Source organism: Mycobacterium sp. IS-3022, assembly GCF_001500065.1.
Taxonomy (GTDB): Bacteria; Actinomycetota; Actinomycetes; order Mycobacteriales; family Mycobacteriaceae; genus Mycobacterium.
On sequence record NZ_LQIN01000002.1, the window covers coordinates 118,932 to 140,432 of the forward strand.

Here is a 21,501-nt window from a genome sequence, read left to right on the forward strand (position 1 = left end):
ACAAGCGTTAACGAGCGTTTTCGAATTTTGAGAATTGCACTATCGGATCGGTTTGTAAACGCACTAGGGCCGCCGGGACAGCCGTGCGGGGACCGCCGGGTCACCCCTTTCCCAGAATGCCCGCCACGTCGGCATCCGATGCGGCATCGCCGCGCGCAGAGGCACGTCGGTGGGCCATCGGATGAACTCCGGTCCCGGGCGCTCGGTCACGTCCACGGAGTACCACGGATGCTCTCGTCGCTTGACGAAGAACCAACGGCCGTCGCGCCGCTCGTAGACGTCGTCGTACCGCATCGTGATGACGTACCAGCCGTCACCGTTCTCATGCTCGGCCCGGCAGTAGATCGACCCGGTCGCGTGGTCAGCATCGACGAAATCGACTACCTGTCCGCAGATCAGATGGATGCTGCGATAGAACCTGCGCAGCACGCCGTCGTACCACCGCTTGAGAGCCGCCCTACCGCTGCCCTCGGACCCGGCCTCGACATCGTCGACGAACAGCGCCACCAGGGCGTCGAGATCGCGCGCATCGAGCGCCAAGGCGTAGCGGCTGGGCAACTGGGCGATCTCGAAGCTGGACTCCAGTCGATCGAGCCGGTCCGACGGCGACATGGCTGCAGTGTAATGGCCAAGGCGCAGCCAGTGAGAACCGGTATTCTCGTTTTCCGGCAAGGGTGGCTATCCTGTTGAGGCGAGCCCCTCCGAGAGGACCTTCCAGCCGTGCCCTTCCCGACCATCACGCCTACGATCCCCGCCCTCGTCAGGTCGTGTGCGGCGCGGTTCGGGGACAAACCGTTTCTGATCGCCGACGGTCAGGCGCTGACCTACACCGACCTCGATCTGAGGTCGGCGCAGTTGGCGACGGCGCTGCTGGCCGAGGGCCTCGGCAAGGGTGACCACGTCGGGATCCTGATGCCCAACGGCATCGAGTGGGCGATCGCCTGGTTCGCGACGACGCGCATCGGCGCGGTCGCGGTGCCGCTGAACACGTTCTACAAGGCCTCGGAACTGGCGTGGACGGCCCGCCATGCCGATCTGCGCGCGATCCTCGCCCAGTCGGGCTTTCGCGGCCACGACTTCCTCGGCCGCCTCGAGGAGGCGCTACCGGGACTCGCCGACCAGGACACCCCCGGCAGGCTCACCGTCCGCCGAGCGCCCTATCTGCGCACGATCGCGGTTTGGGGACGGTGCGACCGCCCGTGGGCGACGATTCTTCCCGCCGACCTCGCGGCGGGACACAACGCGGAGTTCCTGGACGATGTCGAATCCTGCGTGACACCGGCCGATGACGTGATGATCATCTACACCTCCGGAAGCACCGGCGACCCGAAAGGCCCTGTGCACACCCATGGCACGCTGGTGCGACACACCTACAAGCTGACCTTCCACTACGGCGTCACGAACGACACGGTGATGTTCACCGCCATGCCGTTCTTCTGGGTCGGCGGGCTGATCACCGGCATCCACGCGGTGATTCACCACGGCGCGACGCTGGTCACCCAGCCCGCGTTCGACGCTGCCGAGGCGCTCGAGTTGGTCGAACGTCATCGCGCCACGATCGCGCTGGGTTGGCCACAACAGGGCAAATCGCTGGCCGAGCACCCCGACTTCGCGCACCGCGACCTCAGTTCGGTGCAGCGCACCAGCATGCCCGCGATGGTGCCGCCGGAACGCCGGCCGAAGGGCCCCAATGCGCTTGGCATGACTGAACTGTGCGGCAACCACATCGGCGTCGATCCGTATCCCGCGCAGCCCGCCGATCGCCGCCAGACGGGCGGATACTCGATCGAGGGGTTGTCTCATCTGTTGGTCGATCCCTCGACGGGAGAACCCGTCCCGCCGGGCACCGATGGCGAGATCTGGGTGCGCGGCTACTCGCTGATGCAGCGACTGTACAAACGCGAGCGCGAGGATGTTTTCACGCCGGACGGCTACTATCGGACGGGCGATCGCGGAGTCCAGTACGACGACGGCTGGATCAAGTTCACCGGCCGATTGGGCGATCTGATCAAAACGGGCGGCGGAACCAACGTCACGCCGGGTGAGGTGGAGCTGGCCCTCTCTGGGTGCGACGGCGTCCTCGAAGCGTATGTCGTCGGCGTCGAGGACGGGCACAACGGAACGATCGTGGCCGCCGCGGTGGTGCCTCGCGTTGACGCGCAACTGGATCCCGACGAGTTGACGGCGGACCTCCGTGGCCGCCTGTCGGCTTACAAAGTGCCGAAGTTCATTTGGGTCACGGGCAAGGATGCGCTGCCGTTCACGGCCACGGGCAAGGTCAAGAAGTCCGACCTTGCGAACCAGCTGAGCGGTCTCTTGTCAGATGGCGGTTAACCGCCGGATCGCCGGGTGACGACCGACGGTCCCGCTAACGGGCTGGGGATCACACCGGGCGGCGCCTCGACGACAGTGGGTATCGCGTTGACCGCCGCCATCGCGGTGGCTGCGACACCGGGATTCACCCGGTCGGTGGCCGACTGCTCCATATACAACTCGAGGCTCATACTCGGAGAGCCGTTGACGCGGAACACCATTCCGCCTTGGCCCGCACGCGACGGCTTCGGCCACTGCTCTGGCCACGGCGTGGCGCTCACCGTGGCGAAGTACTGGACCGCGACGGCCGGTTGCCCGTCGACGATCCCGGCGAGTTGCCATCGATGCGCGCAAATCGTTCCCCGAGGTATCACCCCGATGGCCGTCTGCAGGTCGGAGGGCGCAAGCGGCGTCTCCCAGTCCAGTTCGATTCCGTCGAGTTCGAACCCCAGGATGTCGGCGAGGTAGCGCACCACGGTGCCCCAGTCCTTGTCCACCTTTCCGGATGCGATGCGGACCGGCACGTGACCGTCCGGCTTTCCGAATCCCATGGACTCGTGTAGTACGTCCCAGATCGGGTAGGAGTTGTCCAAGTCGAGCGCGTACTCGTCCATCCGATAGGAGTCGACGCGGCCCGCCCCCGCGAGCAGGGCGGTGGGAATGTTCAGGCTGCTGAATCCCGGCTCACTGCCGGTGGCGTAGAACGTCGAATTGCCCTTGACCGCTGCCCTTTCCAACGTCTCGCGCCATTCTGTGGGTGCTGCGGCTGGATAGACCATGGGGATGGTGGAGATCGTCACGACGTTGATGCCCGCCTCAAGGTATTCGGCGATATCGGCGATCGCCTCCTCGTCGCGCCGGACGGCGGTCGCACAGTAGGCCACACAGTCGGGTTTCAACGCCAGGACTGCCGCGACGTCATCCGTCGCGGCAACACCGGTATGCGCTCCACCGCACAGTTGGCCCGCATCCATGCCGACCTTCTCCGGCGTCGAGACCTTCACCCCGACGAGATCGAGCGCCGGGTCATCGATCACCGCGCGCAACGCCTCGCGGCCAGTCAGCCCGGTTCCGACGTGGACCACGCGGTAACGTCCACTGCGCTCACTCGTCATCGGTAGAACGGTCCTTTCTTTCCGGCGTCCTCCAGATGCCCGTATGGGTCGTAGAGGTTCACATTCGGGTATGGGTTCTGGTCGAAGGCCGGCCGGGACAAACCCGCTTCCCGCAGCCCGGCAAGCAACGCCAACGGCACCGCGAACGACACCAGGCCCACTGTCATCGAGATCAGCAGCTGCCGGGTCAGCGTCACCTTCGGCCGGCCGGGCAACGAACGCGCGATGCGGTTGATCAGAACCAGTTCGCCATCCTCGTCGCGCACGCACATCACCGCGACCATGCCGAAGATCACGGCGTCGTAGACCGCCATGATCAGCGGGAAGTGGATGTGGCCGATCTGTAGCACCGGTCCGACCGCTTCGGTGTAGAAGAAGATCCCGGCCCGCATCCAGCTGAACTGGATCATGCCGTTGATGGGGACAGCGATGATCGTCGCGCCGATGAACACCCGGACCAGCCGGTGCGTTGCCAACCAACCGGCGCGCCGCATCAGTGGGTCGAGGAGCCGGTCGTGCAGCTTCAGGAAGCCAAGCCCGTTGAGCAGGTAGTATGCCGCGTAGCCGCCCAGGAATGCCAGTGCCGGTTCAAGATTCGGCGAGATGTTGACATACCACCACGAGAACGGGAAGTGCAGCATCCGCGGGTCGAAGATCGCGAATGTCGCCCAGTTTGCGAGTGGGTCCAGCGCACCGGTGATGAGCCCGGCGAACGCGATGATGACCGCCCAGTGCACCTTGCGTTGTCGCCAGGACAGCCACCCCAGCACGGCGATCAGACCGATTGCCATCGGGATCGAACTGATGGAGACGGCGAGCGGCCAATTGTCGAAGCCGAGGAACGGTGGGTACGGGGCGGGACCGGGATTCGGGTTGCTCCTCGTCGGGTCTTCGTGCAAACCCGACTGAACGGTCGCGATCGTCACGATCGCGAAAACCAGGTAGGCGGTGAAGAACAGGCCCCACCCGATCCTGGCGGGCCACGGCGAGAACCCGGGGGCGGTCGCTTCGGCAGATCCGGAATTCGGTTCGCTTTCAACGATATTCGTCATCTCACACGCTCACCGGGAGGGTTGCCCAGCCTCTGACACTGGTGGTGTGCGCGCGCTTGGCCGCCTGGTAGTCGACTTCCCAGTCCGGCCACCGGATGAGTACTTCCTCGAGCGCCACACGCGCCTGCATCCGCGCAAGCGCGGCGCCCAGGCAGAAGTGAATACCGTGCCCAAAGGACAGGTGGGTGGCCTGCCGGTGGATGTCGAACCGGTCGGCGTCGGGGTACTGCCGCTCATCACGGTTGGCAGAACCGTTGAGCAGCAGCATCACCGAGCCTTCGGCGACCCTCTGGCCGTGGAGTTCGACATCACGTGCGACATAGCGGGCCTGCACAGGTGAGGGCGCCTCGTAGCGCAACACCTCTTCGATCGCGCCGGGAATGAGGCTGAAATCCACCGCGAGCTCGCGGCGCTGCTCTGGGTGGTCAGACAGGAGCTGTCCGGCGAAACCGATCAACCGCGTGGTGGTTTCGTTGCCCGCTCCGACGACCGTGCCCGTGTAGGTCAGCACCTCGCCGCGCGTGAGCCGGCGCCGGGTGCCGTCGGTTTCCTCCACCTCGGCGTTGACCAGGTCGGTCATCAGATCGTCGGAGGGATGGTCGTAACGCCAGTCGATGAACTCCTCGAGCATCGAGCCGGTGCTGGTGAGCATGTCGTCGGCCACCTCGACGGGCCCACTGTCCTTGAGCGCCAGCATCCGGTCGGTGTTCTGGCGGATCGCGACCTGCCTGTCCTCCGGTATGCCGATCAGGTAACCGATGGTGCGCATCGGCATCCACGCACCCAGGTCGGCGATGAAGTCGAAGCCACCGGCGTCCGCGAACGGCTCCAGGGCGCGCCGGCAGAACTCTCTGGCCAGAGGTTCGATGGCAGCCATCCGACGCGGCGTGAAGACTCCTGACAACAGCCGCCGGTGCAAATCGTGGACGGGAGGGTCCTCGAAGAGAATGATTCCCGGCGGCACGTCCACCCCGTTGAGGATGATCTCGACGGTGGTGCCCTTGCCGGACCGATAGTCCTTCCAATTCACCAACTCGCGGACGACGTCTGAGTACCTGCTCAACGCGTAGAAGCCGTACTTGTCGTTGTGGTACAGCGGTGCGTCATCCCGCAACTGCTTCCACACGGGGTAGGGGTCATCGTCGATGTCGAAGTCAAATGGGTCGTAGTAGGGGTCAACCTTCACCCTGTATGGCACATGACGAGAATAGGCGTTACCGGCCGCCATGTAGATGCTTTTACCGCCAGCCGGTCCTGCCCGAGGTCGCTAGTCTGCGCCCAGATCATGATTCTGCCCGCAAATGTGCGGATCTGCGATCTGGGTGGACACCACGACATCGCTGGGCACCATTTGACAGCGCGATATGAGAATCTCAATTCTCACATGCGAGAATGCCGCATATGAGCGATCGGCATTCCAATATCGAGGGCGCACGGATGCTCGTTATCGGCGCGTCCTCGGGCATCGGTCACGCGCTGGCCCGGGCCGCCCACGCCAGAGGCGCTAAGGTCGCGCTCGCGGCCAGACGCACCGAGCTGCTGTCCGAACTGGCCGAGCAGCTAGGCGGTTCCGCCCACGAACTTGACGTCTCCGATCCGCACGCGATCGAGCGGGTCGTCGACGAGGTGGCCACAAAGCTCGGCCAGCTCGATGCCGTTGTATTCACCAGCGCCGTGGTGCCGTTCGCGCTGATCGAACAGACCGACGTGACGACGTGGTTGCACGCGTACGCAGTCAACGCCATCGGCGCGTCACACGTGCTGCGCACGGCGCTCCCGCACCTCGCCGACGATGCGGTGGCGCTTGTCGCGTCGAGCCATGACGTCGGCCGCCCCCGCGCCGGTGTGGCGGCCTATCACGCGAGTAAGGCTGCGCTGGACGAGATCCTGCGGTCCTGGCGTGCCGAACATCCGGAACTTGCCGTCATCCGGGTCAGCGTCGGCCCCACCGAGGGCACCGAGATCCTCCGCGGCGCGGACCGCGATCTGCTGGCCGAGCTGTATCGGGCGTGGGCGCAGGAGGGTCAGATTCCGGCGGAAATGTCCGCCGTCGACGACGTGGCGAACGCAATGCTGTCGTTGATCGCCATGTCGCGCGCGAACCCCACGGTCGTCAGTGACATCGTGCATCTGGCGCCTCGAATGAGCAAAGGTCGATAGAAGGGACTACTAAATGGATCTGGGCTTCGAGGGCGCGACCGCTGTCGTAACCGGCGGCAGCAAGGGCATGGGACTGGCGATCGCCGAAACGCTTGGCGCCGAGGGCGCATCGGTGGCGATCATGGCCCGTGGACAGCAGGGGCTCGACGCGGCGGCCGAGCGGATCCGCGCCGCCGGTGCGCCCGAGGTGCTCGCGCTGAGCGTCGACATGGCCGATGCCGCCTCGATCGCGGCGGGATACGCCGCAGTGGAAGAAGCCTGGGGCCGTCTCAACGCGTTGGTGCATGCAGTCGGGCCGGGTGCGGGCAGCTTCGACGAACTCGATGACGACGACTGGCACGCCGCCTTCGACCTGGGCACCATGTCCGCGGTCCGGTCGGTGCGCGCAGCGCTGCCGATGCTGCGCGCCGCCGACTGGGCGCGCATCGTCACCTTGTCGGCGCACTCGATCCAACGCCAGAGCCCGCGGCTGGTCGCCTACACCGCAGCCAAAGCGGCACTTTCGAGTTTCACGAGAATCTCTCGAAAAGCCTTGGGCCCGAAGGAATCCTCGTGAACTGCGTGTGTCCGGGCACGATCGTGACCGCGAGTTTCACCGAGATCCTCAAGGATGTACTCGCCGCCGACGGACTGGACTCCGCGGACCCTCACGATGTGATGACTTGGGTGGAGCGGACCTTCGGCCACCCGTGTGACATCGGTCGGGCCGGCCTGCCCGAGGAGATCGCTTCGGCAACAGCGTATCTTGCGTCGTGCCGCAACGGCTACGTCACCGGGGCCACGCTCAACGTCGACGGCGGCTCGGACTTCATCTGACGTCAGCTCTTCTCGGACATGATCCGTTCGGTGGCCTGGGCCCACTGCGCCTGGTGCCGGCCCATCGTCATGGCGCCGTTCCAGCCGCCGTCGGTCCACAGCACCTCACCGCCGACATAACTGAACCGCGGGCTGCCCAGGCAGACCAAGGGCCAGGCCTGCTCTTCCGGAGTCGAATACCGTCCGACCGGCCCGACGGCCTGATCGACGGTTTCCTTACCCATCAAGTCCTGGAACGCAGGCATCATCGCCGTCTCGGTCGGGCCCGGGTTGATGCAGTTGATCCGGATCCCCCGGCGACCGAGTTCGGGATACCACCAGCCCACCCACGCGTCGATGATGTACTTCGAGTAGGCGTAACCGCTCCACGACCACTTCTTCTCGTTCGCGGTCAGCCACTCGATGGCCGCCTCGAACCCCTTGGTCTCGAGCAGTCCGGTGGTGACCTTGATGTGGTCCTGCCAGCCGATCGCCGCCGACGACGAGATGACGCTGATGGCCGACCCCTCGGTCATCTTCGGTACCAGACTCTCGGCCAGGTGGCGCGCTCCCACGAAGTTCACGAGGATGGTGTCCCATTCGCTGAACGGTGGACCGGGCAGTCCCGCACAGCTGAACAGCCCGTCGACGGGGCCGTCGATGGACGCCGCGACCTCGTCGATGCTGGCTTGGTCGCGTAGGTCGATCTGCAGCGCACGCGCGACGGGAACCGTCGTCGGTTTGATGTCGAGTGCGGTGACCGTCGCACCGAGGTCGACGAGGATCTGTGCGGTCGCCTGTCCCATGCCGGACGCCGCGCCCGTCACGACGACCGATTTGCCCTGGTACCCCAGCACATCCTCCATGGCACGCTCCTGTCGAGAACTTCACTTGCCGGATATGAGAACACACGTTATCACCGGTGTTACCGTGTAAAGCGTGATGGCCCCGAAGCCGACCGCGTGACCGCCGAGCCGCGTCCACTGCGGATCATTCAGTGGGCCACCGGCGGCGTCGGAACCGAGATGATCACCGCCATCCTCGACCACCGTCCCGACCTCGAGCTGGTCGGCGCACGCGTGTATTCCGACGTCAAGGACGGCGTCGACATCGGCACGCTCGTCAACAGGGCACCGATCGGCGTCACCGCCACCACCGACGTGGACGCGATCCTCGCGCTCGACGCCGATCTCGTGTTGTACGCGCCGTCGTTCACCGACCTCGACGACGTCTGCGCGCTTCTCGAGAGCGGTAAGGACGTGGCGACGCCGTCCTTCTTGTTCCATCCGCGCCGCATTCCCGACGCCGACCGGGAGAAGTTGATGGCGGCGTGCCAGAAGGGCAACAGCACCATTCATGGCAGCGGCCTCAACCCGGGCAATCTGTCCGGCGTGTTGCCGCTGGCGCTGTCGGGCATGAGCCGCACGATCGAGCGGGTGACTCTGCAGGAGCGGGCCGACTGGACGCTGTGGGACAGCACCGAGATCACCTTCGACGGAATGTGGTTCGGCCGGCCGACCGGTGAGGTGACGCCCACCGCCAACGCCTACCTTGGGTTCCTGACGAAGTTGTTCGTCGAGCAGACCTGGTTTCTCTCCGACACCTTGAACGCCGACATCGACGACGTCTCGGTGACTCTGGAGACGGTGCCGGCGAGCAGGGACCTCCGAATCGTCGATCACGTGGTACGGCAAGGCACGACGGCGGGACAACGCTGGAACTTCGTCGGCCACCGCGACGGCGAAGCGCTGATCGAGTTCGAGACCCTCTGGACCGTCGGCGGTGAATATCCCGGCCACTGGCCCAAGCCGTTGGACGGTTGGACGTTGACCATCGAGGGCGATCCGTCCATGCGTACACATTTCTTTCCGCTGGCGAGCTTTTCGCGCGAGGCGTCGATCGAGGAGCACGTTCGGGCCGGCCTGATCACGGTGGCGATGCAGGTCGTCAATGCCGTCCCGGCCGTCTGCGCCGCGCCAGCCGGCTTCGCGACGATGGCGGATCTGCCGTTGATCCGCAGCTATACGGGCTTCGGCAACGTCAGGTAGCCGTGCGGTTTGTCCAGTGCGCGACGAACTGCGCAATAGTGGACAAGTCGTAGAGGCCGGGTTCGGCGGCGACGACGGCGGGTATCGCGTTGATCGCATGCATGGCGGTGGCAAGACAGCCCTGTTTGGCGTGATCCTCGCCGTGATAACCAATCTCGAGGTGGAGCCGCAGGTTCGGTTCGCCTTCGAAGGTGACCTCGTATCCGATCTCGGTCGGCCAGTCCGGGGCGAGATCATCGGCCATGCGGGTGAGGTGCTCGACCGACATCGTGGTCTCGCCGCAGTCGACGACCACGCCGAACCGCATGGCACCGACGGTGCCCGCCGGGATCTCGCCCGCGGCGACGGTCAAGGCGCGCGGTGTCGTCACGACCTCGCGAAACCCTTGCACCGAACGGATCTTCAGTCCAAGCGCCTCGGCGAGCACGGTCGCGCTGCCGATCCATGCGCCGGCCGCATACTCCGTGTTGCTCAGCAGCGGCGTGGTGTCGTCGGGTGCATGGCCGAAGCCCATGGCGTTGAAGATCAGGTCGTGACTGGCATACGTGGAGTAGTTGAGCACCTCGCGGACACTGATACGGCTTGTCCGCTGCGTCAGCCGCGACAGCAACGGCCCCAGCGACTCCCCCACGAATCCCGGGTACAGACCCAGCCCGAGAAACGACGATTTCCCTGCGTCGCAAGCACTTTCGATGCCGTCGGCCAGCGCCTCGTGCAGTGACCGCGGATGGATGAACCTGCTGCCGGTCGCCACCACGTTCTTTCCCGATGCGAGCAGGTCGCAGACGTCGGCGAAGCAACCGGGCGTGTCGGTTTCCACCTTGCCCATGTAGAGCACCACGTCGGCCTCGGTGTTGACGATCTCATCGCGATCGGTGGTCGCGCGCAGCCCCGTCTCGCCCAACCCGCACAGCGTGCCCGCGTCCACACCGGCCTTGGCGTCGTCGTACACCCGCACGCCCACCAGCTCGAGATCTTGACGCCCGAGTACGTGGCGCAGCGACATCATGCCCGTGGCGCCGGTCGCCCACTGGATCACCCGTGCCATGTCAATGCCTCCTCAATCCCACACCACGTCGAGCCGTGGCGGCGACCGGAACATCGTGCCGGTGATGTACGGCGGCGGCGCATCGGGGTCGAGACGCAGCCCGGGCAACTCGTCGAAAAGCGCGTTGAAAATCTTGGTGGTTTCGAGGCGAGCCAGGTGCATGCCCAGGCAGACATGGGCTCCATGGGCGAATCCGATGTGCGGCTTGCGTTCCCGGAAGATGTCGAACTTCTCCGGTTCGGTCCACCGCGTTTCGTCGTGGTTGGCGCTGCCGAGACTGAGCATCATCGTCGCGCCCTCGGGGACCTGGACGCCGCCGATCTCAGTGTCGCGGGTGACCTCCCGCATGAAGTTGAGCAGCGGGGTTTCCCACCGGATGCCCTCCTCGATGGCCTGCGGCAGCAGGCTACGGTCGTTGCGCACGGCATCGAGCTGATCGGGATGGGTGAGCAGCGCATACGCCAGACTGGCGGTCGAGCGTGACGTGGTTTCTGCACCAGCGGGCAGCAGATTTCGCATGAAGCCGTAGATCTGCTCGTCGGACATCTTCACGCCGTTGATCTCCGCACCCGCGAGGATGGACACCATGTCGTCCTTGGGCGCTTCCCGCTTCTCCGCGAGAATCCCGACGAAATACTCCTTCATCGTCGCCGACGCCCGCAGCGCGCAGTCCATGTCGCCGCGGAAGCCGAGCAGGTCGATCGCGAGCCGATGGAAGTGCAGCACATCGGAGTCGGGTAGGCCGAGCAGGGCGGCGATCACCCGTACCGGAATCGGCATGAAGACCGCATCGACCAGATCGGCCCGCTTGTTGTCCCTGATCTTCGCGATGGTCCGGTCCACCAGCGGGCCGACCAGTTCGGTGTCCCACCGCTTCATCGACGATCGGGCGAAAGCGAACTCGTGCAGCTTGCGGTAGACCGCGTGTTCGGGGTCCTGCATCTCGAGGATCGTCGGGCCCTGCAGTGGCCGGACGACGTCTTCGTAGCAGCGCGTGCTGAAGGTGATGTTGTCGGTGAAAATCGCCTTGACGGTGTCGAACGTGTACGCCGTGAAGGTCGGCGGCCCGTCGCCGGAATTGCCCGCGTTGCCCGCCTCCGGCCATCCCGCATGCACCGGCGCCTGCGCGCGCAGTTCCTTGAGCAACGGATACGGCGAGGCATCACCGTCGGCGCCCATGCCTTCGTTGAACTTGTCCTGCGCGTCCCGAATGCTCTGTTCGAGCTCCTCGACGCTCGCCGGCTCGAACATGTGACGACTCCTCACCGCTGGTCGGCCGGGTATCAACGTACACCCTGGTGGTTGCAACCTCCATACTGTAGGTTGGGCCGGTATCGGGCAATGCCCATCGCGAAAATTCAACCGGGAGCGTTCGATTGGCATTTCGAGTCGTGCAGTGGGCAACCGGAGCGGTCGGTCGCGCCGCGCTGGCCGAACTCATCGAAAATCCGGATTTCCAGCTGGTCGGCGTCCTGGTGTACGACCCGGCAAAGGCGGACCAGGATGCCGGAGCGCTGTGCGGTCTGCCGCCGACGACGGGGGTGCTCGCCACCGCGGATAAGGAGGAGATCTTCGCGCTGGGCGCCGACGTCGTCGTCCATGCCGCCAGCAAGGCCCACGCCGTCGACACCAACGCAGACGACATTTGCCGACTCCTGGCGTCGGGCACCAACGTCATCACCACGACGTCCTACAACCACCTGCCCACCTACGGGGCCGCGACCGAAGCGGCATTCGTGGAGGCCTGTCGCGCCGGGCAGTCACGCTTTCACGCGGCCGGGGAGAATCCCGGATTCATGTTCGAACGCCTAGTGGCGACGGTGACCGGGCTGAGCAAGACGATCGACCGCATTGACCTCTACGAGGCCACCGATGTGTCGGCCGTCGACAGCCGCCCGATGCTCGTCGACCTCATGGGCATGGGCCGACCACCCGAAGACGTCAGCGTCGACTCGCCCATCGTCAAGAAGCTCGACATGGCGTATCGGCAGGCACTAAACGCGACTGCCGATGTCCTCGGCGTCACACTGGAGCATGTCGAGGTGACGGTCGACGCCACCACGCTGCCTCACGACATCGAGGTGCTCGCCGGAACGATTCACGCGGGAACGGTGGTGGGACAGCGGTTCTCGTGGGTCGGTCACTGGTCGGGTCGGCCACTGCTCGCTATCCACGAGGAATGGGTGCTCACCCGCGATCTGCCCCAGTGGGGACTCAAGCCGCTCGCTCCCGGCGAGAAGTCGCCGTTGATCCGCGCGGTCATCCGGGGAACCCCGAGCTTCGAGCTCGCACTCGACGTCGGGTGGGACGGCCAGGCCCCCACCGGACAGCATGCGCAGCCGGGACATCTGATGATCGCGATGGGCGCCGTGCGGGCGGTCCCCTACGTGCTGGCGCAGCCGCCGGGAATCGTCACGGCACCGGTATTCGGCGCAATTCAGTTGGCCTAACCGGCACCGACCGCGCGTGCGATGTTGTCGCTCGGCGCCGAGTGGAAGACGTGGCCGCTCCCGTCCGGCAGCACTCGACGCGCGATCAGGTAATCCGACCCCAGCCAGCCCTGCCTGATGTAGCGGCCGAACCGCAGGAACGTGCCCGGCGCTCCGCTCGCCGCCGGGACGAGCTTCACCTGCTCGATACCGTCCTTGACACCCGCCCCGGTCAACGGCCGGGCCGCCCCCAGACCCCGTGCGATCACGGTCGCCACGTCGTGGCAGAGCCCGGGCATCGAGTTCGTCGGTCGACGACCGTAGCGTGTCTCGAACCGGTCCAGGAAGGCCTGGCCGACGAGGTTGCGCTCGTCGTAGCTGTCCAACCCGATCCAACCGCGCAGTTGCCGCATCCATTCGGCGTTGATGTGCGCCATCTCGAAGGCGGTGGTGGTGTAGCGCGGCGGATCCCAGCCGGCGGCGAGCAGTGCATCCGAGAAACCCCACAATCCGTGACCGAAACCGACATGCACGAGGGCGTCGGGTTCGGCCGCGCGCAGTTCGGCGACCGCCGCCGCCTTGTCGGCTTCTACCTGAGGAATGGCCACAACGGTCACGACCTTCAAACCCGCGGCGGAGTAAGCCTTTTCGGCGAAGGCGAGATACTCCTTGCCGATCAGCGATTCTTCATAGGCGATGGCGAGCCGCGACCTTCCGTCACCGAGCAACACCGCGGCCAGCATCACCGGCTCCTCGGGCATCGACCCGTTGTTGAGGGCGAACGTCCACTCGCCCAAGGCGCCCTCTGACCCCGACAAGATGATGTTGGGAAGCTTGGCCACCCGGTCGGCATGCGCGGTCAGCGGCACGGCGTTGTCGGAGATGTATGGACCGAAGATCGCCAGGCAGCCTTCGGCGACCAACTCGTCGTATCCGCGTTCGACGGCGTGGTACGTGCCGTTGGGCAGGCCGACGACGTGGCGCTGAACCACCTCGATCGGCCGGTCGACAACGCCGGCCGCGACCGCTTCGTCGAAAACCAGCCGCAGTGTGTCCAGCGTGTCGTCATCGGTTCCGGTTCTGGTCGGATAGTCGTTGAGCAGGCCGACTTTCAGCGGGGCCACCGAACCAAAGGCGCGGGCACGTTCGTCTGCCATACCTGCAACATACAAGATGAATGTTGCTAGCATTCACAACATGGCCAGACGTGGCGGGACGGACTCCGAGCGGCGGGCACGCGGCGACCAGACCCGACGTGACCTCATCGACGCCGGCCGTGCCCTATTCGTAGAGAAGGGGTACTTCAACACCAGCATCGGCGACCTGGTCACCACCTCGGGCGTCGGCACCCGCGGCGCCTTCTATCACCACTTCAAAGACAAGGCCGAGCTTTTCCGAGCGGTGTTCGTAGAGGTGGAGCGCGATCTCACATTGCGATCGTTAGCCTCCCCGCCATCCGGTACCGACTCGTGGGAGCGGCTTTGCGCGGGACTGCACGGCTTCCTCGAGTCGGCACTGGAGCCCGAGGTACAACGCATCATGCTGCTCGACGGCCCCGTCGTGCTCGGCTGGCAGGCCTTGCGCGCGATCCAGGAGGGCAACAGCATCGCGCTGATCAACGAGATGGTCCGCAATGCCATCGCCGAGGGCGTCATCGACGACCTGCCAGTCACCGAGTTGACACACATGCTGGTAGCAGCGCTCGAGGAGGGCGCGGTCCTGGTCGCGCACGCCAGAAGTCCGGCCAGGGCGCGTGCTCGAGCGGCGAAAATACTCGACCGGCTGCTGCTCAGCTTCGCCACAGAACCCCGAAAAGTGCTAAGGCGGTAGCACTTTGCCGCGCCTCGGATGGTCGCCACTACTATGCGGAAATGTATGTTTACGCTTTCTGATTATCTCTCCTCTCTGAACCTGATAATGTGTCTTCGCCCGCTTCCCAAGGAGATCTGATGCCAGACGCGCCGCCACTGCGAGTTGCAGTCGTCGGAGCGTCGGCGGGTTTGGGCCGGTGCATCGGAATGGGCCTGGCGAAGAGGGGTGCGCGTGTCGCCTTCCTGGCCCGGCGGCATGATCGCTTGGTCAACGCCGCCGAGGAAGCGGGCAACGGTGCGACGGCGGTCGCCTGCGATGTCACCGACGGAGATGCCTGCCAGCGGGCCATGGCAGAGGTCGTCGAGCAGTTTGGCGGTGTGGATGCGCTCGTCTACACCACCGGTGTCGGCGTCCTCGCACCCCTCACCGAAGTGACCGCCGAGCAGTGGGCAAAGCTGTTCGCCACCAACGTCACCGGGGCCTCGCTCATCACCGCGGCGGCGGCACCGCACCTGGCCGCGGCAGCCGGTTCGGCGGTCTACCTGTCGTCGCTGAGCGCGTCGTACTCGACGCCGTGGCCGTTGCTCGGCGCCTACGCGGTATCCAAGGCGGCCCTGGACAAGCTTGTCGAGGCCTGGCGCATCGAACATCCCAACATCGGCTTCACCAGGCTCGCGGTCGGTGACTGCTTCGGCGGTGAAGGCGACTCGCAGACGGAGTTCAACAAGACCTGGGATCCCGAGGCGATGGAGAACGCCATCCGGTACTGGATGGAGCACGGCTACATGCAGGGCGGGCTCGTCGAGGCTGAGCACCTCGTCGAGACGGTGCACTCAGTACTCGCCTGCGGCAACAGCAGTTTCATCCCCTATCTGACATTGGCTCCTCGACCGTCGGGCGCGGTGGCCGAACTTCGACAGTGGTGAGGGGATCTCGGTGACACACGAAGCGCGCATGCTCATCGACGGCAAGCTCGTCGAATCCGAAACGGGCCGCCAGTTCGACAACATCAACCCCGCGACGGAGGAGGTTCTCGGCGGCACCGCCGACGGCACCCGCGCCGACATGGAACGCGCCGTGGCGGCCGCCCGCCATGCGTTCGACCACACCGATTGGTCACGCAACACCGAGGCCAGGGCCGCTGGACTCCGGCAACTGCAGGCGGCACTGGAGGCCGAACGCGAGGAGATCCGCGGCGAGCTCATCGCGGAGGCCGGCTGCCCGCTACTGAGCACCTTCGGACCCCAGCTCGACGTGCCGCTCAAGGAGGCCTTGAGTTGGCCGGCCGACATGATCAGCCAGTTCCCCTGGAAGCGAAGGCTTCCCGACAAAGACGCGTTCGGCATGGGCACCCTCGCCGCACGTGAAGTGTGGAAGGAACCCATCGGGGTCGTCGGCGTCGTCACGCCGTGGAACTTCCCGCTCGAGATCATCCTCAACAAGATCGGGCCGATTCTGGCCATGGGCAACACGATGGTGCTCAAGCCCGCACCCGACACGCCTTGGAACGCCACCCGCATCGGCCGGATCATCGCCGAGCAGACCGACATCCCGCCGGGGGTGCTCAACATCGTCACCTCCTCGGACCATCTGGTCGGCGAGGTGCTGTCGACCTCTTCCCTGGTCGACATGGTGGCCTTCACCGGGTCGACGGCGACCGGGCGACGCATCATGAAGGCCGCCGCCGACACCGTGAAGCCGACGTTCCTGGAACTCGGCGGCAAGTCGGTATACCTGGTGCTCGACGACGACGGGGACATCAGCGCGGCGGTCGGCGGTAGCGCCTTTATCTCGATGCACGCGGGCCAGGGTTGCGCGATGCCGACACGACTGCTGGTGCCGAACTCCCGCTACGCCGAGGCCGTCGAGATCGTCAAGGTGGCGATGGAGAAGAACAAGTATGGCGATCCCACCGATCCGTCGGTGCTGCAGGGTCCGCAGGTGTCGAAACGCCAGCAGGACCGGGTGATGGGTTATATCGAGAAGGGCAAGCAGGAAGGCGCTCGGCTGGTCACCGGCGGCAGTATTCCCAGCCACCCGCCGAAGGGTTTCTTCGTCGAGCCAACGGTTTTCGCCGATGTCGACAACCGGATGACGATCGCCCAGGAGGAGATCTTCGGTCCGGTGTTGTCGGTCATCGGGTTCGACGACGACGACGATGCGGTGCGCATCGCGAACGACTCGATCTACGGCTTGTCGGGCGTGGTGTTCGCCAACGACCTCGACCGGGCGAAGTCCGCCGCAAGTCGGATCCGCACCGGGACCCTGGGGATCAACGGTGGTCTCTGGTACGGCGCCGACGCCCCGTTCGGCGGCTACAAGCAATCCGGTGTCGGGCGGCAGTGCGGCATCGAAGGCCTGGAGATCTTCACCGAGACCAAGACCGTCGGCTGGCCGAGGGAGTCGTAGATGAAATCAAGAGCCGCGGTGTTGCGCGGAGTCGGCATCGACTGGGAAGTCACCGACGTCGAGCTGGATCCGCCGCGCGCCGGCGAGGTGCTGGTGAAGATGGCCTACGCCGGCATCTGCCACTCCGACGAACACTTCTACACCGGTGACAGCGTGCCGAGCCCCGAGATGGAGGAGATGATGCGGGCCTCCGGCGTGCCGGTGCCCGAATGGTTTCCGATGCTCGGCGGTCACGAGGGCTCGGGCGTCGTCGAGGACGTCGGACCGGAGGTCAAGACACTCAAACCCGGTGACCACGTGGCGATCTCATTCCTACCGGCATGCGGCAACTGCCGTTGGTGCGCCACCGGGCACACGTATCTCTGCGACGTCGGCGCCGACATCTACAGCAAGGCGATGACCACCGACGGCACCTGTAGGCGCCATCTGGGCGACGAGGACCTGATGGCCATGATGCAGGTCGGCACCTTCTCCGAGTACGTCGTCGCCTCCGAACGCTCCCTGGTCAAGATCCACGACTGGATCCCATTGGAGGCGGCTTCACTGGTGTCCTGCGGCGTGACAACGGGTTTCGGCTCCGGATCGGTGGCCGCGGGCACCGAGCCCGGTGACACCGTCGTCGTCATCGGCGTCGGCGGAATCGGGATGAACGCCGTACAGGGCGCGAAGGTGGCCGGCGCGAAACACATCGTGGCCGTCGACCCCAACGAGTTCAAGCGCGACATCGCACCCACCTTCGGCGCCACGCACACCGCCGTCGACGCGGGCGCCGCACTGGATCTCATCAAGGAGATCACCTGGGGCGTCATGGCAGACCGCGTCGTGCTGACACCCGGCGTGGTGCCACCGGACCTGGTGATGGTGGCGATGATGCTGCTGCGCAAGGGCGGCACGTGCGTACTCACCGGCATGGCGAAGGTCAGCGACATGATGGTCCCGCTGATTCTGCCCGACATGGTCAGTTCCTGTAAGACGCTCAAAGGCGTGCTCTACGGCGAGATGAACCCCCGCGACGCCATGCCGAAACTGTTGTCGATGTACGAAGCGGGCGCCATCAAGCTCGACGAGCTGGTCACCCAGGAGTACAAGCTCGACGACATCAACGATGCGATGAGAGACCTTCGGGCCGGTAAAAACATTCGTGGCGTAATCGCCTTCGAGTGACTGCGCCTGGTGTCCACGTCTGGCGCACATGGGCGGCTCTAAGTCACGCCCGTGACCTGCGGTTTCTGAGTGGAGCTAAGGGGACTCGAACCCCTGACCCCCACACTGCCAGTGTGGTGCGCTACCAGCTGCGCCATAGCCCCTGAAGTCGTGCCCATCGAAGTTACACCACCTGCGGGAAGCGCTCAAAATCGCTGGTTACGGCACTTCCCCGCCCGCCTCGGGTCCCAGCGCGCGGGCGGGCGTGTGCACAGCAGGCCGGCCCCGCGTCTCCGGCGCGAACATCCATCCCACCGCTGCGACCATGAGGATCGCCCCGCTGACCACGAACGCCCAGCCGAACGACGCGTGCTCGGCGATCTGGCCCACCACCAGCGATCCGATGATCGAACCCAAGTCGGCCATCATCTGGAAGGTTGCCACCGCGGTCCCGCCACGAGCCTTGCTCCCGACGATGTCGGCCACCGCGGCCTGCTGCGGGGAGACGAAGATGCCCGTCGCCGCACCCGTGACGTACGCCGCCACGAGGAAGATCGGCAGCGACGACGTGAAGCCCACCAGGATCGTCGACACCGCGGACACGGTGAGCCCGACGATCAGCAGCTTGCGGCGGCCGATCCGGTCCGACAGATACCCGCTCGGGATCACCACCGAGACGTTGCCGATCGCGAAGGTCGCCAGCGCCAGGCCGGCGGCGCCTGCGCCATAGCCGAGTCCCTCGACCACGAACAGCGGCACCAGCGCGATGCGCAACCCGAACGCGGCCCAACCCGTGCTGAAGTTCGAGAACAATGCCGCGCGGTACGCACGGTGGCGCAGCACCTGCCGTACCGATACCGCCGGATCCGTCGGCTCCTCGGGCGCCACGATCGTGCTCCCCCGCAGGCTGACGAACACCACGCCCGCGGCGACCAGCAGCGCCGCCCCGTAGATCACGAACGGGGCCGCGAGGCCGAAACCGGCGGTGAGGCTGCCCAGCACCGGGCCGCCGACCGAACCGACGAGGAAGCCACTGGAGAACAGTCCGGCGACCCGGCCGCGCGCGTCCGAAGGCGAGATCCGGATCATCAACCCCAGCGACGACACCGTGAACATCGCCGAGCCCAGGCCGCCGATCGAGCGGAACGCCAGCAGCTGCCAATACGTCTGCGCGAATGCGCACGCCGCGGTCGACAGCGCGACGATCAGCAGGCCGCTGATGTACACCCGACGCTCCCCCAGGCGCTGCACCAGCAGCCCGGCCGGCGGTGCGGCGATCAACCGCATCAGCGCGAACGCCGTGATGACGAACGTCGCGGCGCTGATGCTCACTCCGAAGTGGCGGGCATACTGCGGCAGAACCGGCGCCACCACGCCGTAGCCCAGCGCCACCACCACGTTCGCCCCGACCAGCAGCCAGACCTCTCGCGGCAGCTTCGGCTTGGACGCCGTCTCACAGGCGCTCTCGAAGGTCACCCAATGACCTTATTGACCACCTCGCGCGCCGCTTCCTGGACCTCCGCCAGGTGCTCTGGACCCTTGAACGACTCGGCGTAGATCTTGTACACGTCCTCGGTGCCCGACGGGCGCGCCGCGAACCATGCGTTCTCCGTTGTCACCTTCAGCCCGCCCAACGGCGCGCCGTTGCCCGGAGCCGTCGTCAGCTTCGCGGTGATCGGCTCGCCCGCCAGTTCGGTCGCCGAGACCTGCTCGGCCGACAGCTTGGCCAGCCGCGCCTTCTGTTCGCGGTCGGCGGGCGCATCGACGCGGGCATATGTTGGCGCGCCGTACTTCTCGGCCAGCGCGCCGTAGCGCTGCGATGGCGTCTCACCCGTCACCGCGAGAATCTCCGAGGCCAGCAGCGCCAGGATGATGCCGTCCTTGTCGGTTGTCCAGACGGACCCGTCGTGCCGCAGGAACGACGCGCCCGCGCTCTCCTCACCGCCGAAACCGATTGTGCCGTCGAGCAATCCGTCGACGAACCACTTGAAGCCGACCGGCACCTCGACGAGTTTGCGCCCCAGCCCGGCGACCACCCGGTCGATGATGGACGAGCTGACGGCGGTCTTGCCGACCGCGGTCGACGCCGACCACGACGGTCGGTGTGAGTAGAGATAGTCGATCGCCACCGCGAGATAGTGGTTGGGGTTGAGCAGGCCGCCGTCGGGGGTGACGATGCCGTGCCGGTCGGAGTCGGCGTCGTTTCCGGTGGCGATCTGGTAGGTGTCGGGGTTGGCGTTGATCGCCCCGAGCAGGCTGGCCATCGCGTTCGGTGAGCTGCAGTCCATCCGGATCTTGCCGTCGGTGTCCAGCGTCATGAACCGCCATGTCGCGTCGACGAGGGGGTTGACCACCGTCAGTTCGAGGTTGTGGCGTTCGACGATCGCGGCCCAGTAGTCGACGCTGGCGCCGCCCAGAGGATCCGCGCCGATGCGGATGCCCTCGGCGCTGATCGCGTGCACGTCGACGACGTTGGGCAGGTCGGCGACGTAGGCGTCGAGGTAGTCGTGGCGCTGGGCGGTCTGCATCGCGCGGCCCAGCGGCATCCGTTTGATGCCTTTGAGCCCGCCCTGTAGCAGCTCGTTGGCCCGTCGGGCGATCGCACCGGTGGCATCGGTGTCGGCGGGCCCGCCGTGGGGCGGGTTGTACTTGAAGCCACCGTCGCGCGGCGGGTTGTGCGACGGCGTGACGACGATCCCGTCGGCAAGATCGCCGTCACGGCCCTGGTTGAACGTCAGGATCGCGTGGCTGACCGCCGGAGTCGGCGTGTATCGGTCTGCCGAATCGATCATGGCCACAACGTCATTGGCGGCCAGCACCTCCAACGCGGTAGCCCAGGCCGGTTCCGAGAGGGCATGGGTGTCGCGCCCGATGAACAAGGGTCCGGTGGTGCGCTGCGCGGCGCGGTATTCGACGATGGCCTGCGTGGTGGCCAGGATGTGCGCCTCGTTGAACGCTGCGTCGAGGCTCGACCCGCGGTGTCCGGACGTGCCGAACACCACTTGCTGATCGACGTTGTCGGGATCGGGTTCGCGGGTGTAGTACGCGGTCACCACCTGGGCGACGTCGATGAGGTCCTCGGGCTGCGCCGGCTGACCGGCGCGGGGGTTGGCCGCCATGCACCCGATTGTCCTCCACCGCGGGACGCGACGTGCGATGAGCTGCCCGACCATACTG

At 65.9% G+C, this 21,501-nt stretch carries 18 protein-coding genes, 1 tRNA gene and 1 pseudogene; 9 read left to right on the plus strand and 11 right to left on the minus strand.

What is annotated here, in order from left to right; translation table 11 throughout:
* Positions 1-63: 63 nt before the first annotated feature.
* Positions 64-612: a nuclear transport factor 2 family protein gene (locus tag AU188_RS03870; RefSeq protein WP_059162408.1), complete on the minus strand. Its 549-nt coding sequence runs from the start codon at positions 610-612 to the stop codon at positions 64-66.
* Positions 613-720: 108 nt separating this feature from the next.
* On the opposite strand from AU188_RS03870, the gene AU188_RS03875 reads away from it, so the two are divergent.
* Positions 721-2,334 (plus strand): class I adenylate-forming enzyme family protein, encoded by a 1,614-nt coding sequence (locus AU188_RS03875; protein ID WP_059162409.1) that lies wholly within the window; start codon positions 721-723, stop codon positions 2,332-2,334.
* Here AU188_RS03875 and AU188_RS03880 read toward each other — a convergent pair.
* From AU188_RS03880 to AU188_RS03890, 3 genes are read right to left on the minus strand one after another with little or no spacing between them, the layout of a single operon-like run.
* Positions 2,331-3,428, minus strand: a complete 1,098-nt coding sequence (locus AU188_RS03880; RefSeq protein ID WP_172799388.1) for a dihydrodipicolinate reductase — start codon at positions 3,426-3,428, stop codon at positions 2,331-2,333. The genes AU188_RS03875 and AU188_RS03880 overlap by 4 nt on opposite strands.
* Entirely contained in the window at positions 3,425-4,480 is a 1,056-nt protein-coding gene (locus AU188_RS03885) for a spirocyclase AveC family protein (protein WP_059162410.1), read from the minus strand. The genes AU188_RS03880 and AU188_RS03885 overlap by 4 nt, the downstream gene beginning before the upstream one ends.
* A 1-nt stretch (position 4,481) precedes the next feature.
* On the minus strand, positions 4,482-5,708 hold the full coding sequence (locus AU188_RS03890; protein WP_059162411.1) for a cytochrome P450: 1,227 nt from the start codon (positions 5,706-5,708) through the stop codon (positions 4,482-4,484).
* 173 nt (positions 5,709-5,881) lie between these two features.
* On the opposite strand from AU188_RS03890, the gene AU188_RS03895 reads away from it, so the two are divergent.
* Entirely contained in the window at positions 5,882-6,640 is a 759-nt protein-coding gene (locus AU188_RS03895) for an SDR family oxidoreductase (protein ID WP_059162412.1), read from the plus strand.
* A gap of 13 nt (positions 6,641-6,653) precedes the next feature.
* A pseudogene (locus tag AU188_RS03900) lies at positions 6,654-7,456 on the plus strand (SDR family NAD(P)-dependent oxidoreductase).
* Positions 7,457-7,458: 2 nt separating this feature from the next.
* Here AU188_RS03900 and AU188_RS03905 read toward each other — a convergent pair.
* Positions 7,459-8,301: an SDR family oxidoreductase gene (locus AU188_RS03905; RefSeq protein WP_059162413.1), complete on the minus strand. Its 843-nt coding sequence runs from the start codon at positions 8,299-8,301 to the stop codon at positions 7,459-7,461.
* 159 nt (positions 8,302-8,460) lie between these two features.
* Between AU188_RS03905 and AU188_RS03910 the strand changes: the two genes are divergently transcribed.
* Positions 8,461-9,483 (plus strand): hypothetical protein, encoded by a 1,023-nt coding sequence (locus AU188_RS03910; protein WP_059162475.1) that lies wholly within the window; start codon positions 8,461-8,463, stop codon positions 9,481-9,483.
* On the opposite strand, the gene AU188_RS03915 is transcribed toward AU188_RS03910, so the two are convergent.
* Positions 9,476-10,531, minus strand: coding sequence for an NAD(P)H-dependent amine dehydrogenase family protein (locus AU188_RS03915; RefSeq protein WP_059162414.1), 1,056 nt, complete (start codon positions 10,529-10,531; stop codon positions 9,476-9,478). The genes AU188_RS03910 and AU188_RS03915 overlap by 8 nt on opposite strands.
* Positions 10,532-10,543: 12 nt before the next feature.
* Complete coding sequence (locus AU188_RS03920; RefSeq protein ID WP_059162415.1) at positions 10,544-11,782, minus strand: cytochrome P450; 1,239 nt, start codon at positions 11,780-11,782, stop codon at positions 10,544-10,546.
* A 140-nt stretch (positions 11,783-11,922) separates the two neighbouring features.
* On the opposite strand from AU188_RS03920, the gene AU188_RS03925 reads away from it, so the two are divergent.
* Entirely contained in the window at positions 11,923-12,981 is a 1,059-nt protein-coding gene (locus AU188_RS03925; protein WP_059162416.1) for an NAD(P)H-dependent amine dehydrogenase family protein, read from the plus strand.
* Here AU188_RS03925 and AU188_RS03930 read toward each other — a convergent pair.
* Positions 12,978-14,117, minus strand: a complete 1,140-nt coding sequence (locus AU188_RS03930; RefSeq protein WP_059162417.1) for an ABC transporter substrate-binding protein — start codon at positions 14,115-14,117, stop codon at positions 12,978-12,980. The genes AU188_RS03925 and AU188_RS03930 overlap by 4 nt on opposite strands.
* 40 nt (positions 14,118-14,157) lie before the next feature.
* On the opposite strand from AU188_RS03930, the gene AU188_RS03935 reads away from it, so the two are divergent.
* From AU188_RS03935 to AU188_RS03950, 4 genes are all read left to right on the plus strand, one after another.
* Positions 14,158-14,790: a TetR/AcrR family transcriptional regulator gene (locus AU188_RS03935; RefSeq protein WP_059162418.1), complete on the plus strand. Its 633-nt coding sequence runs from the start codon at positions 14,158-14,160 to the stop codon at positions 14,788-14,790.
* 119 nt (positions 14,791-14,909) lie between these two features.
* The gene (locus AU188_RS03940) at positions 14,910-15,698 is read left to right on the plus strand and encodes an SDR family oxidoreductase (protein WP_059162419.1); all 789 of its coding nucleotides are present in this window, start codon (positions 14,910-14,912) and stop codon (positions 15,696-15,698) included.
* Positions 15,699-15,726: 28 nt separating this feature from the next.
* Positions 15,727-17,181, plus strand: coding sequence for an aldehyde dehydrogenase family protein (locus AU188_RS03945; RefSeq protein WP_059162476.1), 1,455 nt, complete (start codon positions 15,727-15,729; stop codon positions 17,179-17,181).
* Positions 17,182-18,345 (plus strand): NDMA-dependent alcohol dehydrogenase, encoded by a 1,164-nt coding sequence (locus tag AU188_RS03950; protein WP_059162420.1) that lies wholly within the window; start codon positions 17,182-17,184, stop codon positions 18,343-18,345.
* A gap of 70 nt (positions 18,346-18,415) precedes the next feature.
* Here the strand turns inward: AU188_RS03950 and AU188_RS03955 are convergent.
* The 3 genes from AU188_RS03955 to pgm form a co-directional block, all read right to left on the minus strand.
* Positions 18,416-18,488, minus strand: a tRNA-Ala gene (locus AU188_RS03955).
* A gap of 55 nt (positions 18,489-18,543) precedes the next feature.
* Positions 18,544-19,800 carry an MFS transporter gene (locus AU188_RS03960; protein WP_059162421.1) on the minus strand — a complete coding sequence of 419 codons (1,257 nt, stop codon included), beginning with the start codon at positions 19,798-19,800 and terminating at the stop codon, positions 18,544-18,546.
* Positions 19,797-21,443 carry a phosphoglucomutase (alpha-D-glucose-1,6-bisphosphate-dependent) gene (gene pgm, locus AU188_RS03965; RefSeq protein ID WP_059162422.1) on the minus strand — a complete coding sequence of 549 codons (1,647 nt, stop codon included), beginning with the start codon at positions 21,441-21,443 and terminating at the stop codon, positions 19,797-19,799. Before pgm ends, AU188_RS03960 begins: the two co-directional genes overlap by 4 nt.
* Between the last annotated feature and the right edge of the window lie 58 nt (positions 21,444-21,501).